Source organism: Bradyrhizobium sp. STM 3843 (genome assembly GCF_000239815.1).
GTDB lineage: Bacteria > Pseudomonadota > Alphaproteobacteria > Rhizobiales > Xanthobacteraceae > Bradyrhizobium.
This window is the reverse complement of record NZ_CAFK01000323.1, coordinates 77,162-93,578: the sequence shown is the minus strand read 5'-3', so window position 1 is coordinate 93,578 and position 16,417 is coordinate 77,162. Positions and strand designations below refer to the sequence as shown.

Sequence of the window (16,417 nt, the reverse complement as noted above, 5' to 3'; positions counted from 1 at the left end):
TACCCGNAAAGACTGCCGATGCGGACCCCCACCCCCGCCCCCTCCCCGCAAGGGGGAGGGGAGCGAGAGAGCATGCCGAAGAGGATTCCTCTGCATCACCTGCCGGCCTCCAGCTGCCGGCGCTGCAGCCGGTCGTAGAGCAAGAGCGGCAGCAGCAGCACCACCAGCAGGACCACGGCGATGCTCGAGGCCACCGGCCAGTCCTTGTTGGTGAAGAACTCCAGCCACAGCGTCTGGCCGATCATCAGGGATTGCGAGCCCGCGAGCAGATCAGGAATGACGAATTCCCCGACGATCGGGATGAAGCACAGCAGCACCCCGGCGCCGACACCCGGCAGCGACAGCGGAAACGTCAGCAGCCAGAAGATCTCCCGCGGCGAGGCGCCGAGATCGGCCGCCGCCTCCTCCAGCGCAGGCTCCATCCTCGCCAGCGTCGCATAGAGCGGCAGGATCATGAACGGCAGATAGGAATAGACGATGCCGAGATACATGGCGCTATCGGTCGAGAGCCACACCACCGGCTGCGACACAAGATGCAATGCGAGCAGGATCTGATTGAGCAGCCCGTCATGCTGCAGGATATTGATCCAGGCATAGATGCGGATCAGGAACGAGGTCCAGAACGGCACAATGACCAGCAGCATCGCGATCGCCTGCCAGCGCCTCGGCAGGCGCGCCATGCCGTAGGCGATGGGATAGCCGATCGCGAGCAAAATGGCGGTGGAGGTTGCGGCCACCACGATGCTGCGCAGATAGGACAGCAGATAGATATCGTCCGAGCGCAGCAGCCGGAAATTATCCGCCGACAGCGCGGCGAAAGCGTCCCTGATCGCCGCCCAGCCGTCGGTGATGGAAAACACCGGCGTGTAAGGCGGCTGCGCGATCACCGTCTGCGACAGGCTGATCTTCACGATGAAACCGAACGGCACCAGGAAGAACAGCGCCATCCAGACATAGGGCGCGATCGCGGCCAGCCGCGCCGGCCGGGAGAAGGTGCGTCGTGTGCTCACCGGTCCAGCACCACGCAATCGTCGGGCGTGAACCACGCCACCACGCGCTGGCCGACGCCGTAGGCATCGACGTCCAGCCGCGCGGTATTGGCCGCCGCGGCACGGACGATCGCGCCGCTGTCGAGCTTGAGCTTGTATATCGTGGTGCCGCCCAGATAATTGGCCTCGATGACCACGCCCTCCATGCGATTGATCGCGTGCGCGCTCAGGGCATCGGTCGCGGGTCCACGCCGCGCCAGCCGCACTTTCTCTGGCCGGATCGCAACCACGACCGCGGATTCGGAGAGCGGCATCAAAGGCGCGGCCGCGACGATCTTGCCGGCGTCGCCGGTTGCGATGGTGAGGCGATGCGGCTCGCGCCCCGTCACCTCGCCTTCGAACAAATTGACATCGCCGACGAACTCCGCGATCCAGCGCGAGGCCGGCTCCTCATAGAGCCGCCGCGGCGTTGCCACCTGTTCGAGCCGACCGGCATCCATGACGCCGATCCGGTTCGCGACCGTCATCGCCTCGTCCTGGTCATGGGTGACGATGATGAAGGTCATGCCGAGCCGGCGCTGCAGCTCCATCAGCTCGGTTTGCGTGCTCTCCCGCAGCTTCTTGTCGAGCGCGGCCATGGGCTCGTCGAGCAGCAGTACCTGCGGTCGCCGCGCCAGCGCGCGCGCCAACGCCACCCGCTGCTTCTGGCCGCCGGAGAGCTGATCCGGCTTGCGCTTCTCCAGGCCGTCGAGCCTCACCAGCGCGACCATCTCGGCCACGCGGGAGGCGATCTCGCCCCGCGCCATGCCGGCCCGCCGCAAGCCGAAGGCGATGTTGTCGTAGGCCGACAGATGCGGAAACAGCGCATAGTTCTGGAACATCATGTTGACCGGACGCTCATGCGGCAGCATCGGCGCAATGTCATTGCCCGCAAGCAGGATGCGTCCCTCGTCCGGGGTCTCGAAGCCGGCCAGCATGCGCAACAGCGTGGTCTTGCCACAGCCGCTCGGGCCGAGCAGCGCGAAGAACTCGCCGGCGTGGATGTCGAGCGAGACGCCGTCGACCGCACGGAAACTGCCGAACGTCTTGACGAGGCCCTCGATGCGCAGCACCGGCATTGTCGGATCCGGCAGTGGCAATGGTATTGCCGGTGTTGCCGGCTCTACGGCGATGTCGGTATTCGCGCTGTCCTCAGCCATGTCCCAATGCGCGTTGCGATGCTGGTCGCAAGCTAGCGGCGGATCGGCAGCGGCTCAACCGTGCCGGCCTCGCTATCCCCGCTCCTCTCGTCGGCCGTGATGCAGCCGCCGCTTCCACCGCCAATGCCCGCCATGAACACCTCCAGCGCCTCCCGCTCTGCCGGTGTCATGGTCAACCCGAGCTTGGTCCGGCGCCAGAGAATATCATCGGCAAAGCGTGCCCATTCCCTGGTCATGAGGTAGCGCACTTCGGCTTCCGTGAGCTCCGCTCCGAAGCTCCGGCCGAGATCGGCGCGGCTCCCGGCATCGCCCAATATTTCGGCCAGCCGCGTGCCATAGGCGCCGACCAGCCGCTGCGCCTCGGCCTCCGTCAGGAAGCGCCAACGCTCGCGCGCAAGGTCGACTTGGTCGTCGAAGCGGTCCCAGGCGAAATCGCCGCCCGGCAGCGGTGCGCTGGCGGTCCAGCGCGGCGCCATCGGATAGAACCGCGTGAGCCGGTCAATGGCCCGCTCGGCACGGCGCCTGGCCGTGGTGACATCGCCGCCCGACACGGTCAGGAGCGGCGCCAGGCGCCGGCCGGCATGAAAGCTCATCGCCGCTGCCAGGGGCGTGTGGCGACCTTTGCGGGCCGGCACCATGTTGGCGCCCGAGATGGTCCTGACGACGTCGGCAGGCTGGATCTCGGCTCGGAAGTAGCGATTGGTCGCGGTACAGAGATAGGCGACATCGGGGGCCGGCGTCGTCACAACAGCCGGATCGCCCTTGAAGGCGTGGGAGACGGTGCCGATCAGCGTGAAGTCTCGCGCATAGGGGCTTGCGAAGATCAGCTGTCCGTCCGGATTCTGGAACACGTAGACCGCGTCGACATCGAACAGGCGCGGCACGATGATCTGGCTCACCTGCCTGGCGACGCGTTTGGGCAACGGCTGGCGCAGCACGGTTTCCGCGGTCGAGGCGCTCCAGGCGCCGGTGGCGTTGGCCAGCGCACCTGCGGTCAGGATGCGACGGTGGCCGCGGTCGATCAGCGCAATCCGCCAGATATGATCGCGGTCGGCGCGGACGCAGCGCGCTCCGGTGCAGATCGTGGCGCCGCGCTCGGCCGCATCGCGCGCGGTGAGCACGACCAGCCGGGAGTCATCGACCAGGCAGTCGGAATATTCGAAGGCGGTGCCGATCGGGCGCTTCAATGCATTGCCGAGCGGGTGGTGGGTGACGTCCAGGGTCGTTGCTGCGGCTAAGCGGCTGCCCGAGCCCAGTCGATCATAGAGCCACAGTCCGGCACGCAGGCGCCAGGGCGGACGCTCATTGGCATGCGCGGGGATCGCGAACCGGATCGGCCGGACCAGATGCGGCGCCGTCTTAAGCCAGACATCCCGTTCCGCAAGCGCCGCACGGACGCGCAGGAAGCCGCGCCGCTCCAGCACGGCAAGATCGCCATGGACCAGTCTGGACGTCGCCGAGGAGGCGGCAGCGCCGAGATCGCCCTGTTCAACGAGAATGACGCGCAGGCCGCGCCCGGCCGCATCGCGCGCCAAGCTTGCGCCGTTCAGTCCGCCGCCAATGACCGCCAGATCGTAATCCGCCATGCGCAACTTCGTCGGTCGCGTGCGCAAACAATGATGCGCACTTCACCTAGCCCGTCTTGCGCACTGACTCCATCACATTGGCATGATTGCGACCGACCAGCGCATCATATTTCTCGATCGGCAACGGCTTGCCCAGCAAATAGCCCTGAACGGAGTCGCAGCCTTCCTCGGCCAGGAAGCCGAGCTGTTCCGCCGTCTCGACGCCTTCGGCGACGATCGACATGTTCATGCCATGGCCGAGGTCGATCACGGCGCGCACGATGGCCGCCGATTGCGGGGTTCGCCCCAGATTCATGACGAAGGCACGGTCGATCTTGATCTTGTCGAACGGGAACGCCTGCAGATAGCTCAGCGACGAATAGCCACTGCCGAAATCGTCCATCGAGATGCGGACGCCGAGCGCCTTCAGGCGGCGCAGCAGGCCGAGACCGCGATCGAAATCCTCGATCAGCACGCCTTCGGTGATTTCGAGCTCCAGCCGATCCGGCGCCAGACCGGTCTCGATCAGGATCGAATGCACCAGTCCGACCAGATCGCCGTGAACGAATTGCGCCGGCGACAGGTTGACGGCGACCTGCAGCGGCTTCGGCCAGGAGGCCGCCTCGCGACAGGCTTCGCGCAGGATCCATTCGCCCATCTCGACGATCAGGCCGCTCTCCTCGGCGAGCGGGATGAAGTCGCTCGGCGGAACGAAGCCGCGCTGCGGATGCTTCCAGCGGGCGAGCGCCTCGAAACCGATGATCTCGCTGGCGTCGACGGTGCGGCCGGAGCTCGCCTGCGGCTGGAAATACAGCGACAGCTCGCCGTTCTTGATCGCGACCGAGAGCTCCTGGTGCAGCACCCGGCGATCGCGGATCTGCTGGTCCATCTCCGGCTCGTAGAAGGTGATGCTCCCGCGCGATTTGGCCTTGGCGCGGAACAGCGCCGCACCGGCATTGGCGAGCAGCGAAGCCGGGTCCGAACCGTTGTGCGGGAAGACCGAGATGCCGGTCGTCAAAGCGGTGCGGATCGATTTCCCGTCGATCTGGAACTCGATGGCGATCGCCTCTGCCAGCTGCTCGGCCAGCTTTTGGCCGGCGTCGGGCTGTTTGCCATCGATGATCAGGCCGAACTCGTCGCCCGAGAGCCGCGATACGACGCCGCCGCGCGCGGCGTCGTGGACCCGATGGGCGACCTCGATCAGGAGCTTGTCGCCGATCGCGTGGCCGAAAACGTCGTTGACCTCCTTCAAGCCCTTGAGGTCGACATTGAGAACCGCGAACTCCTCGCCTGTCCCCGCGCACGCCTCGATCATCTGGCTCAGCGCCTGCAGGAACGCGGCACGGTTCGGCAGATCGGTCAGACCGTCGTGATAGGCCATGTGGGCCATGCGCGACTCGGTCTGGCGCCTGTCGGTCACGTCCTCATAGGTCTTGATCAGATATTGCGGCTCATCATTGTCGCCGAGCACCGTCATTCGCCGGGTCAGGAACAGACGCAGCCCGTCCTTGGTCGAGATCGGATGCTCCTCGGTGATCAGGCTGCGCTTCTTGATCGCGGCCTCATCGCGGGCGATGATCAGCTTGGCTTCGCGCGGATTGAAGATATCGGCCGTCGTCAGCCCGGTGACGTCCTCGCGCTTGCGGTTGAGAATGATCTCGGCGCTGCGATTGGCCAGCAGATAGCGGCCGTCGCTGACTCGCTCGACGATCAGCGAGACCGGAATATTATCGACCACGAGCTCAAGGAATTTTTTGGCGTTTTCGAGCTCATAGCTCAAGGCGCGGCGCTCGGTATCGTCATCGAGCAGCGCGATCAAGAATTGCGGCTCGCTCTTTTCGTTGCGCGCGATCACGCGGTTGGAGGCGAGAATGCGCCGTTCCTCGCCGCGCTTGATCATCAGCTCGCTGCGATAGGCCTCGCCCGACGCAAGCAATGCCGCGCGGTCGGCGGCCTCGATATTCGCTGCGGTTTCGGGCGAGAACAGCTCGCTCGCGCGCCTGCCCTTGATCCGCTCGCGGGAGATTCCTGAAAACCTCTCAAACGCCCGGTTGGCGAAGATATAGCGGCCATCCTCGATGTTCTTGGCGGCCACGCAGACCGGTACGTGGTCGAGCACCGACTCCAGGAACTGCTTGGTCGAAGCCAGCTCCCGCTCCAACCTGCGTCGCTCCGTGCACTCCTCGTGAACGCCGATCGAGCCGCCATCCGGCAGGCGAAACAGCTTTGCAACCACCGCGCGACCACCCGGCAGCTCGGTGACGTAGCCTTCGGGCTCGCGTGCGCGGCGGGCATATTCCTCGATCGGCAGATCGAGCAGGCCTCGCCTGCGCCGGAGCTCGGCAAGCTCGCGGCCGGTCGAATTGCGCGGGATATCCGACGGGCTGAGGCCGTAGATGTCCAGGAATTTATCGTTGTAGAAAACGATGCGGTTGGCCGCATCGGTCATCATGATGCCCTGGCCGAGATTGTTCAGCGCAGAACTGATGAATGCGTTGCGGTGCAGCTGTTCGCGCTTATAGCGGCGCAGCGCCGCATGGACCCACAGCAGGACCGAGGCCAGAAAGGCGCAGACGACCACGCCCCCGAGCAGAATTTCCCAGAGCACGTTCGCATCAAGCTCGCCGAAGGGGCGCTGCTGCAAGACGTTTGCAGCCAATGCCCGCCCAGGCGCAAGCGACATCGCCGCGGCAAAGCCTGCAATGGCCTGCGCAGGAATCGAGTTCTTGCCGCCTGCCTGCCAATTCTTGCCAGCCATCAATCACCCGCGGATTTCGGGAGTACAATCTCTGGCCTGACGCGTTTGGATCGGGTAAACGGCTGCCAGCGCCTTCCCGAAAGGCGGCGCGAAAATCCGCAATTGATCTGTGATGATGAATGCTTCCTTAACATCGCCGTTCGAGCGTCGGGCCACAACATCGACACGCCCTGCGGTGTGTCGGCCCAGCTCGGCGACCTGCCGCCGGTTCCTCCATGGATAAGGTCGATTGCGTCGTCATCGGCGCGGGCGTTGTCGGGCTCGCCATCGCCCGACGGCTAGCAACAGCCGGCCGCGAGGTTGTGGTCCTCGAGGCGGCCGAGGATATTGGCACCGTCACCTCTTCGCGGAACAGCGAGGTCATCCACGCCGGAATCTACTACAAGGCCGGCAGCCTGATGGCGCGCTTCTGCGTGCGCGGCAAGCACTTGCTTTACCGCTATTGCGACGAGCACGGCATTCCCTACCGCAATTGCGGCAAACTGATCGTCGCCACTTCGGCAAAGGAAACAGAGAAGCTGCAAGGCATTCGCGCGCACGCGGCCGCCAACGGCGTCGATGACCTCGAGCTTCTCTCGGGCGAAGCAGCGCGCGCGCTGGAGCCCGCGCTCGCCTGCGATGCGGCGCTGCTGTCGCCATCGACCGGCATCATCGACAGCCACGCTTATATGCTGTCGCTGCGCGGCGAAGCCGAAGCGGCGGGTGCTGCATTTGCCTTTCACACGCCTTTGCTGCGCGCCAAGGCCGATGCTGGCCATATCGAACTCGATGCCGGCGGCGAGCAGCCGATGACGCTCGCCTGCGGGCTGCTCGTCAACGCAGCCGGGCTGAATGCCTCCATGGTGGCGCGCATGATCGACGGCATGCCGCTGGAGCTGATTCCGCCGGCCTACCTGGCCAAGGGCAACTACTTCAGCTGCAGCGTCAGGGCGCCGTTTGCACGGCTGATCTATCCGGTGCCGGAGCCCGGCGGGCTCGGCGTGCATCTGACGCTGGATCTGGCCGGACAGGCTCGCTTCGGCCCGGACGTCGAATGGGTCGATCACATCGACTATGCGGTCGATCCCGCGCGGGCCGAACGCTTCTATCCCGCGATCCGAAAGTACTGGCCGACACTGCCTGACGGCGCGCTGATGCCGGCCTATTCGGGCATTCGCCCCAAGATCGTTCCACCCGCTGTTGCCACGCAGGACTTCCTCATCCAGGGGCCGCGCGATCACGGCGTTGAAGGGCTGATCAATCTGTTCGGAATCGAATCGCCGGGACTGACGTCATCGCTGGCGATTGCCGATCACGTCGGCGAGCTCGCCGGTCTTTAGATCGTGGCTTGAGAGATGGGTGCCTTAAGAGATGGGTGGCTTAAGCGATCCGTGCCTCAAGCGGTCACCCAGCGGTTCGGCCAGACCAAACTGAACTAATAACGAGTAACAACGACAGTTACTCGCCCCTCACGCGCGTCCACGCACGAGGACGCCGGGGGATCAGCAGAATGAGATGATGCCAACTTGGTCTGGGATGGGCCGATACGTCCATCCCAGAGCACGTACGAATGTGATGTATTCAATCTCAGTGAAGCGTTTCGGAAATGGTGGTCTGCTTCAAGCGCTCGATCTCATCCTTTACCATCAGCTTTCGTCGCTTCAATTCGGCAATCCGCAAGTCGTCAGTTGATGGATGTAGGAGAGCTTCATGCAATTCGTTTTCAAGAACTTTGTGCTTACGTTCCAGTTCAACGAGATGCGCCTGAATGGCCATTCGAAACCTCCTCGGTAAGTTAACCTGAGATTCGACCAGGACTCCGGAGTGTACACAAGTCGCGTATCGTGTCGATGGGCCAGACGACCGCGCGTGTAAATTTGCGCCCCGAAATCCCGCACCATGTGTAACGAACCGTGAGCAGATCGCGCGCAAATCCTGGCCGCTGCGAACTTGAAATTCAGTAGGACAACACCACGAGCCGGACGTTCATGGCTTGCGTCGCAGCTTTGCTGCAGCAATATTCGATCGTCCCTCCCGCAAGCCTTTTCCTCCCTCCCTGCTTTTTTGTTATTATAGATCATGGCCGACCAGGACGAGCGCGAGCTGCACGCAGAACTCGCACGCTTGCAGCAGGAACACCGCGATCTCGACGCGGCGATTGATGCATTGCATCAATCGCCGGCGCCTGATCTCTTGCGGTTGCAACGGCTGAAGAAGCGCAAGCTGTTGTTGCGCGATCGGATCGCCTTCATCGAAGACCAGATCACACCCGACATCATTGCCTGATGCGAGGTCTCTACGGTGCGGGTCGGTGGAGGGTCACTTGACAAATAAGAACAAATAGAGAACAATCGAGACTGTGATTGACCGAGGGAGTCTTCGATGCCCCAAGCCTTTTCGACCGAAGCCTTTTCAATCGACAATGCCATTTATGAACGCGCTTGTGATCAGGCGATCGCGATGTGTGACGGCAACCTTCGCTCGACCATCAAGGCGCTGATCATGGCCAACGAATATCTCGAGATCGAATTGCATGAACTGCGCGCCGCGGTGGCCTGCGGCTGCATACCGAACGCGCTCGATGGCGCGGTGATCGACGCCGCCTGATCGGCGGCTTCTCGGGATTCCCGCGAGATTCGCGCGCCGTTCACCACTGAAAGGAGTTCGAGGAGACCGCGCAATGTCTGAGATCACCTACTACGTTGCCATGCCGTTTACGCAGGATTCCTCCGGGGCCTTGATCCCAGGCACGGCAGAGGAATGCCAGAGTTCGACCACCGCGCTGCGCCGCGCGGAGATGATGTCGCGCCTGGACGGGAATATCGGCGCCGTCGCCTTCAGCCGCAGCGGCGATCCCTTGATTGGCGCGTTCAGCGACGCGCGGTTGCTGCGCACGTTCGGACAGGTGCCGGACGATCTCGGCGAGATGTAAGCACCTGTCCTCAAATACCCGCTAGGCTCGGACGAGCGTGCCACACGCGTGCCGCCGCTCTGCCTTGCGGACATACATCGCGCGATCGGCCTGTTCCAGCGCACGCGCGGGATCGGCGTGTATGTCCAGAATGGCAATCCCAGCCGAGGCTCCGGCGTGGACCGTGCGCTGATCGAATTCGAAGCTCAGCGTATCGATCGCGTGCTCCAGCGATCGCGCCTTGGCCTCGGCATCCGCGGCACTCAAGTTCCACAGCAGCACGCCGAACTCGTCGCCTCCGAGACGCCCGACCACATCTGACGAGCGCACTTGCGCGGTCAAAGTTCGCGCCACCGCCTTCAGTACCTTATCTCCCGCCGCGTGACCGAAGCTATCGTTGATCGGTTTGAGATGGTCGACGTCGATGAGGATCAGCGCACCGGTTGCTCCGTACCGTTTGATGTAGGCGATTGAGCGATCCACCGCGCGGACAAAGGCGCGACGATTGAAGATGTCGAGCAGGACATCCCGATCCGCGCTGGCCCTGAGGTCCTCGATCTGCCTCCGCGCCTGCGCAAGTTCCAGCCGCAGCCGGTGGATGGTCTGGCGTGCGCCTTCGGGGCTGGTGGCGGGTTCCCCCCGGTCCCTTCCGCGACTCTGCAGCCGGACCCGGGTTCCCGGTTTCGCGGCTGTTCCGGCGCGCCTATTGCGGTGCTTTTTCATCGAATACCTGACCGCGCCCTGCTTATAGGCTTGCCGCGATTTGCCAAGACAGGATAGTGCATTCCCGTCTCCTTGCCACGCCTTGCCGCTGTCGGGCCGGACCCTATAATCCGGCTCATGTTTATGGATTCCTGAGAAGAATTGAGCTGATGACTGCCCCGATCGCCATTATCATGGGAAGCCAGTCGGACTGGAATACCATGCGTCATGCCGCCGATGCGTTGGCGGAGCTGGGACTTGGCTACGAGACCCGCATCGTCTCGGCGCATCGGACCCCCGATCGGCTTTACGCGTTTGCCAAAGGGGCCAAGGCAGCTGGCTTCAAGGTCATTATCGCCGGCGCCGGGGGCGCCGCTCATTTGCCCGGCATGACGGCTGCGTTGACCGAACTGCCGGTATTCGGCGTGCCCGTGGAGTCCAAGACCTTGTCCGGCCTCGATTCGCTCTATTCCATCGTCCAGATGCCGGCCGGCGTTCCGGTCGGCACGCTGGCCATCGGCAAGCCCGGAGCGATCAACGCGGCACTGTTGGCCGCGAGCGTGCTCGCGTTGAGTGATTCGGCGTTGGCCTCGCGCCTTTCGGCATGGCGGATCCAGCAGAGCGAGCAGGTCGCCGAGCGTCCGGAGGGATCGGCGTGACCGCGTCCCATCGGGTGCGACTGAAGCCCGGCGATACCATCGGCATTCTCGGCGGCGGACAGCTGGGGCGCATGCTGGCGCTTGCGGCGGCGCGGCTTGGGCTGCGCTGCCAGGTGTTTTCGCCGGATCCGGATTCACCGGCCTTCGACGTCGTGCTCAACGCCACCTGCGCCGAATATGCCGACGTCGAGGCGCTCGAACTGTTCGCCAACGACGTCGACGTGGTGACGTACGAATTCGAGAACGTTCCCTCTGCGGCCGCCATGGTGCTGGCTGCGAGACGGCCGGTGCTGCCGAGCCGTTCGGTGCTCGAGACAACGCAGGATCGCCTGGCGGAAAAGGATTTCGTCACCTCACTGGGCATTCGGACTGCGGCCTATGCCGATGTCTCTTCGGTCGCCTCCCTGCGCGAGGCGATCGTCCGGATCGGCCTGCCCGCCGTGCTCAAGACCCGCCGCTTTGGCTATGACGGCAAGGGGCAGATCAAGATTCGCTCCGGCGACGACCTCGAACGCCTCTGGGCCGAACTCGGCACCCGATCTGCGATCCTGGAGGCCTTCGTCCCCTTCGATCGTGAGATCTCGGTGGTCGCGGCGCGCGCCGCCGACGGGCAGGTCGAATGTTTCGACGTGACCGAGAACGAGCATCGCGATCACATCTTAAAGATTTCGCGAGCGCCGGCCGCGATCCCCGACACGCTCGCCGATCAGGCCCGGGATATCGCCAGCCGGATTGCCACGGCGCTCGACTATGTCGGCGTGCTCGCGGTCGAGATGTTCGTGGTGCCGGACGACGACGGACCGCGCGTGCTGGTCAACGAGATCGCGCCGCGGGTCCACAATTCCGGGCATTGGACGCTCGACGGCGCCTCGATCTCACAGTTCGAGCAGCACATCCGCGCCATCGCCGGCTGGCCCTTGGGCAAGCCGCTGCGGCACGGTCAGGTCACGATGACCAACCTGATCGGCGAAGAGATCAACACCTATGAGCAATGGCTCACCGTCCCCGGTGCGACCGTGCACCTCTATGGCAAGGGAACGCCGCGGCCCGGCCGCAAGATGGGCCATGTGACGCAGGTAACCCCGGGGCCGGCCAAATCCAAGTGATCGGGTCGGCTTCGGCCCAAATACTGCTAAACTTTGCGTTAGGGCCCACTGCGGCGGGTGGACATCCGTTCCGTTGTCTGATACATCGGCGCGCTCAAGGTTAAGGGCGAGGCCATTTGCCAGCCCTGGCTTCACCAGATTCCAAACCGATGTACTGAGAAAGAGGATGCCGCGTGCAGGTTCTCGTTCGCGATAACAATGTCGATCAAGCCCTCAAGGCGCTCAAGAAGAAGATGCAGCGCGAGGGCATTTTCCGCGAGATGAAGCTCCGCGGACATTACGAGAAGCCCTCTGAGAAGAAAGCCCGCGAAAAGGCTGAAGCCGTGCGCCGCGCACGCAAGCTGGCGCGCAAGAAGCTGCAGCGTGAAGGTCTGTTGCCGATGAAGCCGAAGCCGGTGTTCGGCGCTGGTGCCGGTGGCGACCGGGGTGCGGGCCGTGGTCCGGGCGCGGGTGCGCGCAGCGGCGGCGTGCGCTGATCGCAACTCTCTCTCAATTTCTGAGATGAACGGCGCGGGCCTTGCGGCTCGCGCTTTTGTTTTGAGCCGATTTGTTTTTGAGCCGGTTGTCGGCGCAGACTGGGTTCCGCTGACCTGGCATTCATGATGGCAGCAGTGGGGCTGGAGCAATGAGCCCCCTTAAGCGGCCCCGCCAACGCGACGCCCAAGACGGCAAGGCAATTCGCGCACCTTCCCCTGATTTCCGGCTCTTGCGTCCCGACTTTAAAAGTCGGCCCGGCTTCCTTCGAGCGGAAACCCCGTTCGGCTACTTCGGAATCACGGCGTGGAACACCGACTTGGCCGCGGAGATCATGTCCTCAGCCACATTGTGCATCCGCTCCTTGGCCGATTCCGTGTCGGCCCGCAGATCGAGCGGCCGAAGCGGAGGCGCCAGAGGGATATCAGCCGGCGGCGTCGGCCGGCCATCCGGCTGAACCGAGCCGGTGTAAGCCGGGTTGCCGGGCGCCGGGCCAAGCGCAACCGGAGCGTCGGCCGGCGGCGTCGACACCGTGATCGGCGGCGGCAGCGGACGCACGGGCGAGACCGGCGGGGCCGCCGTCACGACACGGGGCGGATCTGCCGGCACGCGGGCCGCATCAGAAGACTTCTCAGCCGGTTTCTCGGAGGATGGCTTCTCGGACGATTTGGCTGCCTCGCTCGCCCGCAGCCGTTCGATCGCGGCCCGCGCCAGATCGGCTGCGTCACGATGCTCCTCCGGAGCCGGAGTCTCGGTCGGCGTGCTCCGTGCGATCAGCTTTTCCCGCGCCGGCGTATGGCGCGGCGTTTCGGCCGGCGCGCTTGCGGCGTCGGCGGGCTTGACCTCGGCCGGCTTGTCAGCCCCGCCCTTGTCGGTCACCGACTTCTCGGCAATGCCCTTCGCCTTGATGCCGGGCGCGGGAATGTTGGAGAGCTCACCCGACGTCTCGGCGGGCTTGGCATCGGCTTTCGCCGCATCCGTCTTGGGAGAATCAATCTTGGGGGAATCAACCTTGGAGTCGGTCGCGGTCGGCGCCGCGGCCGCAACGGTTGCCGCCGGGGTGGTCGGCTTGGCGTTGATGTAGTGGTTAACGATATAGGCCCCGAGGATGGTCGCAACCACCGAGGGGACGATCTCCAGGGCGAGCTTATTCAGGTATTTCAGCATGCTGACCACTCCCCGCCGGTATTTGCGGGAACTTTGAGGCACAATTAAGGGATCAGATACGACACATCCGTGGCAATTCAGTAAACAAAAGCTTTAAGGCTTCAACTCAATTTCTAGGAAGACGATCTCGGATGACGTTTCGTTCAGAACGTCATGTTCCACACCGGCTTTGCGGAAATAGGATTTTCCGGCCGCGAGCTGCGCCTTGGTCCGTTCTCCGCTCGGGGCCACAATGGTCATCTCGCCCGCAGTCACGGGAACAATGACATAATCCATCTCATGAATGTGGCGGCCGGTGGCACTGCCGGGCGCAAGGCGCCATTCGGTGACCCGGACTTCCGGGGCGTCGACTTGGACATCGGACTGGGCGCTCAGCATCTCGTCTTCCCCCTCAAATCACGGCACGAACAACAGCAACAGGAATACGGCGAACACGACCATATGCACCAGCCCAAATAAGATATTGGTCCTGCCGGTGCCGAAGGTCAGCATGCTCAGCGCGAATGTCAGCAGCAAGAGCACCATTCCCTGCGAATCGAGGCCGAGCACCAGCTGCTTGTCGAGCGCGGATGCGGCCGCCGCCACCGCAGGGATCGTCAATCCGATGGTCGCGAGCGACGAGCCGAGCGCGAGGTTGATGCTCTTCTGCAGATCATTGGCGCGCGCGGCCGAAATTGCCGCGACGCTCTCGGGCAGCAGGATCAGCAGCGCGACCAGGACACCGGCGAGGGCCGGCGGCGCACCCGTGGCGGCCACGCCCGCATCGACCACCAGGGAGAACTTCTTTGCAAGCAGGACGACCGAGAGCAGCGCGACCATCAGGAGCACGATGCTGAAGACGAGCATCCGCCGGGACAGCTTTGGACCGTCGTCGGTGAACCCCAGCGAATCTCTGATGAAATAATCACGGTGCCGTTCGGTCTGGGTGTACAGGAAGACCGCATAGAGCAGGATCGTGACCACGCTGACGAACCCGAGCTGGCCCAGCGAATACACCGGACCCACACTGGTCAGAGTAAAGTTGGGCAGCACCAGCGTGATCGTCGCCAGGGTGAACAGCACGCTCAGATAAAGATTGGCGCCCGAGACCTGGACGTCCTGCTCGCGATATCGCAGGCCGCCAATGAAGATGCAGATTCCGACCAGGCCGTTGCACACGATCATCACCACCGCAAACACGGTGTCGCGGGCGAGCGCCGGCGCTGCCTTGTCGCCGAGCATGATGGTGGCGATCAGCGCAACCTCGATCACGGTGACTGCCAGGGTCAAGAGCAGCGTGCCGAAGGGCTCACCGATCTCATGGGCGATCACCTCGGCATGGTGCACGGCCGCAAACACGGTGCCGAACAGGACGGTCAGCAGGACGGCTGCGAATACCAGCCCGGCCGGCGTGGGTGTGAACGCGTACCCAGTCCCGATCACGAGCGCGACCAGCAGCACGGCCAGTGCGGGAAAGATTACGGCCGATCTCGGCGTGGCGTTGTGGGCGCTCATCTGGCAAAGGTCCTCATGATTTGCGGGCCATCAAAGCCGGAGGAGCAGCTCAGTTGGCGCTGAGCAGCGGGGGAATCGGCAGCAAGGTCAACAACAGGAATAGCGGAATCAGCGCCGCCCCGGCCCACAGCATATAGCCGAAGAAGCTCGGCATCCTGACCCCGCGCTCGCGAGCGATCGCCTCGACCATGAAGTTGGGCGCGTTTCCGATATAGGTCAGCGCCCCCATATAGACCGCGCCCATCGAGATCGAAGCCAGCGTCCCGGACAGCTCGCGCATCAGCACCTGCGCATTGCCGCCGGCCAGTTCAAAGAACAGCAGGTAGGTTGGTGCATTGTCCAGGAATGCCGACGTCAAGCCCGTGAACCAAAAATAGGCCACTTCACGCGGCGCGCCGGCAGGTGTGGTGACCGCGTCCAACAGCCAGGCGAAGCTGCCGTTGCGTCCGGCCTGCAGCATCGCCACCACCGGAACGATCGCGGTGAAGATCGCCGCGAACAGCTTCGCCACCTCGCGGATCGGCTCCCAGGTGAAGCCGTTCGCCTCCCGATGCTCCTCGGGCGTCAGCCACAGCGACAGGCCAGCGATGACGACAAGAAGCGCATTGCGCACCAGGTTCTGCAATTCCAATCGCGTGCCGAACACGTCGAACGCCACGCCCGGCTGCCAAGTCGCCGACAGCAGAATGTTCACGACGATGGCGCCGACCAGCACGACATTGACGAGCCCGCGAATGCGCACCGGGTGGCGCGCGACCGTCTTGTCCGGCGGCGGCTCGAGGCGGGACAGCCACCAGTCGAGGCAGGCAAAACAGACCAGCAGCAACCCGGCCACGATCGCCGTCTGCAACCAGATGTTCTGCGTGGTCCAGAAAAAGTCGACCCCATGCAGGAAGCCGACGAACAACGGCGGGTCGCCGAGCGGGCTCAAGGCGCCGCCGATATTGCCGGCCAGGATGATGAAGAAGACCAGCACATGAACATTGTGCCGCCGTGTCAAATTGGCGCGGATCAGCGGCCGCACCAGGATCATGGCCGCGCCGGTGGTTCCCACGACCGACGCAATGATCGTTCCCAGCGCGAGAATGCCGGTATTGGTCGCCGGCGTGCCGCGGATGCCGCCGGTGATGAGAATGCCGCCGGTCACGGTGTACAGTGCAAACAGCAGCAGGATGAAGCTGAGATATTCGTCGAGCAGCACGTGAATGAAGGATTGCAGTGCAGGCACGAATCCGGCGAACCCTGAGAGCGCCGCAAGCGTCAGGAGAGACCAGAAGGCTGCAGCCTTGCCGTAATGGTGATGCCAGAACTTTGGCAACAACAGCGGGCCGAGCGCGATCGAGAGCAGCAGGCCTGCGAACGGCAATGCGAACGGCCAGCGCATGGCAGCGCCATCAAGGCCGGAGGCGGCCTG

At 63.9% G+C, this 16,417-nt stretch carries 17 protein-coding genes; 7 read left to right on the top strand and 10 right to left on the bottom strand.

Features of this window, described 5'->3' with window-relative positions; genetic code table 11:
* Positions 1–95: 95 nt before the first annotated feature.
* Genes BRAS3843_RS35915 through BRAS3843_RS35900 form a run of 4 tightly spaced genes read right to left on the bottom strand, consistent with a single transcriptional unit; the run spans position 96 to position 6,511 of the window.
* Entirely contained in the window at positions 96–1,010 is a 915-nt protein-coding gene (locus BRAS3843_RS35915) for an ABC transporter permease subunit (protein WP_035983920.1), read from the bottom strand.
* Positions 1,007–2,188 (bottom strand): ABC transporter ATP-binding protein, encoded by a 1,182-nt coding sequence (locus tag BRAS3843_RS35910; protein WP_008974184.1) that lies wholly within the window; start codon positions 2,186–2,188, stop codon positions 1,007–1,009. The genes BRAS3843_RS35915 and BRAS3843_RS35910 overlap by 4 nt, the downstream gene beginning before the upstream one ends.
* A 32-nt stretch (positions 2,189–2,220) precedes the next feature.
* Positions 2,221–3,774 carry a glycerol-3-phosphate dehydrogenase gene (locus BRAS3843_RS35905; protein ID WP_008974183.1) on the bottom strand — a complete coding sequence of 518 codons (1,554 nt, stop codon included), beginning with the start codon at positions 3,772–3,774 and terminating at the stop codon, positions 2,221–2,223.
* A 46-nt stretch (positions 3,775–3,820) separates the two neighbouring features.
* Positions 3,821–6,511: a bifunctional diguanylate cyclase/phosphodiesterase gene (locus BRAS3843_RS35900; RefSeq protein ID WP_008974182.1), complete on the bottom strand. Its 2,691-nt coding sequence runs from the start codon at positions 6,509–6,511 to the stop codon at positions 3,821–3,823.
* Between the two features lie 215 nt (positions 6,512–6,726).
* Between BRAS3843_RS35900 and BRAS3843_RS35895 the strand changes: the two genes are divergently transcribed.
* Positions 6,727–7,830, top strand: coding sequence for an NAD(P)/FAD-dependent oxidoreductase (locus BRAS3843_RS35895; protein ID WP_008974181.1), 1,104 nt, complete (start codon positions 6,727–6,729; stop codon positions 7,828–7,830).
* Positions 7,831–8,077: 247 nt separating this feature from the next.
* Here the strand turns inward: BRAS3843_RS35895 and BRAS3843_RS35890 are convergent, their stop codons facing one another.
* Positions 8,078–8,266: a DUF465 domain-containing protein gene (locus BRAS3843_RS35890; protein ID WP_035983919.1), complete on the bottom strand. Its 189-nt coding sequence runs from the start codon at positions 8,264–8,266 to the stop codon at positions 8,078–8,080.
* Positions 8,267–8,569: 303 nt separating this feature from the next.
* On the opposite strand from BRAS3843_RS35890, the gene BRAS3843_RS35885 reads away from it, so the two are divergent.
* The 3 genes from BRAS3843_RS35885 (at position 8,570) to BRAS3843_RS35875 (ending at position 9,422) form a co-directional block, all read left to right on the top strand.
* Entirely contained in the window at positions 8,570–8,776 is a 207-nt protein-coding gene (locus BRAS3843_RS35885) for a DUF465 domain-containing protein (protein WP_035983918.1), read from the top strand.
* Between the two features lie 96 nt (positions 8,777–8,872).
* Complete coding sequence (locus tag BRAS3843_RS35880) at positions 8,873–9,097, top strand: hypothetical protein (protein ID WP_008974179.1); 225 nt, start codon at positions 8,873–8,875, stop codon at positions 9,095–9,097.
* A 73-nt stretch (positions 9,098–9,170) separates the two neighbouring features.
* The gene (locus BRAS3843_RS35875) at positions 9,171–9,422 is read left to right on the top strand and encodes a hypothetical protein (RefSeq protein WP_008974178.1); all 252 of its coding nucleotides are present in this window, start codon (positions 9,171–9,173) and stop codon (positions 9,420–9,422) included.
* Positions 9,423–9,443: 21 nt separating this feature from the next.
* Here the strand turns inward: BRAS3843_RS35875 and BRAS3843_RS35870 are convergent, their stop codons facing one another.
* Entirely contained in the window at positions 9,444–10,124 is a 681-nt protein-coding gene (locus BRAS3843_RS35870; RefSeq protein WP_008974177.1) for a GGDEF domain-containing protein, read from the bottom strand.
* A gap of 149 nt (positions 10,125–10,273) precedes the next feature.
* Here BRAS3843_RS35870 and purE point away from each other — a divergent pair, with 149 nt between their 5' ends.
* The 3 genes from purE (at position 10,274) to rpsU (ending at position 12,344) form a co-directional block, all read left to right on the top strand.
* The gene (purE, locus tag BRAS3843_RS35865) at positions 10,274–10,762 is read left to right on the top strand and encodes a 5-(carboxyamino)imidazole ribonucleotide mutase (protein WP_008974176.1); all 489 of its coding nucleotides are present in this window, start codon (positions 10,274–10,276) and stop codon (positions 10,760–10,762) included.
* Entirely contained in the window at positions 10,759–11,868 is a 1,110-nt protein-coding gene (locus BRAS3843_RS35860) for a 5-(carboxyamino)imidazole ribonucleotide synthase (protein WP_008974175.1), read from the top strand. The genes purE and BRAS3843_RS35860 overlap by 4 nt, the downstream gene beginning before the upstream one ends.
* A gap of 173 nt (positions 11,869–12,041) precedes the next feature.
* Positions 12,042–12,344, top strand: a complete 303-nt coding sequence (gene rpsU, locus BRAS3843_RS35855) for a 30S ribosomal protein S21 (protein WP_008974174.1) — start codon at positions 12,042–12,044, stop codon at positions 12,342–12,344.
* Between the two features lie 286 nt (positions 12,345–12,630).
* Here rpsU and BRAS3843_RS35850 read toward each other — a convergent pair whose 3' ends face one another.
* From BRAS3843_RS35850 to BRAS3843_RS35835, 4 genes are all read right to left on the bottom strand, one after another.
* Entirely contained in the window at positions 12,631–13,509 is an 879-nt protein-coding gene (locus BRAS3843_RS35850; RefSeq protein ID WP_008974173.1) for a hypothetical protein, read from the bottom strand.
* Positions 13,510–13,602: 93 nt separating this feature from the next.
* Positions 13,603–13,887, bottom strand: a complete 285-nt coding sequence (locus BRAS3843_RS35845) for a cupin domain-containing protein (RefSeq protein ID WP_008974172.1) — start codon at positions 13,885–13,887, stop codon at positions 13,603–13,605.
* A gap of 18 nt (positions 13,888–13,905) precedes the next feature.
* Positions 13,906–15,003, bottom strand: a complete 1,098-nt coding sequence (locus tag BRAS3843_RS35840) for an ionic transporter y4hA (RefSeq protein ID WP_008974171.1) — start codon at positions 15,001–15,003, stop codon at positions 13,906–13,908.
* 49 nt (positions 15,004–15,052) lie between these two features.
* Positions 15,053–16,387 (bottom strand): sodium:proton antiporter, encoded by a 1,335-nt coding sequence (locus BRAS3843_RS35835; protein ID WP_008974170.1) that lies wholly within the window; start codon positions 16,385–16,387, stop codon positions 15,053–15,055.
* Positions 16,388–16,417: the final 30 nt, after the last annotated feature.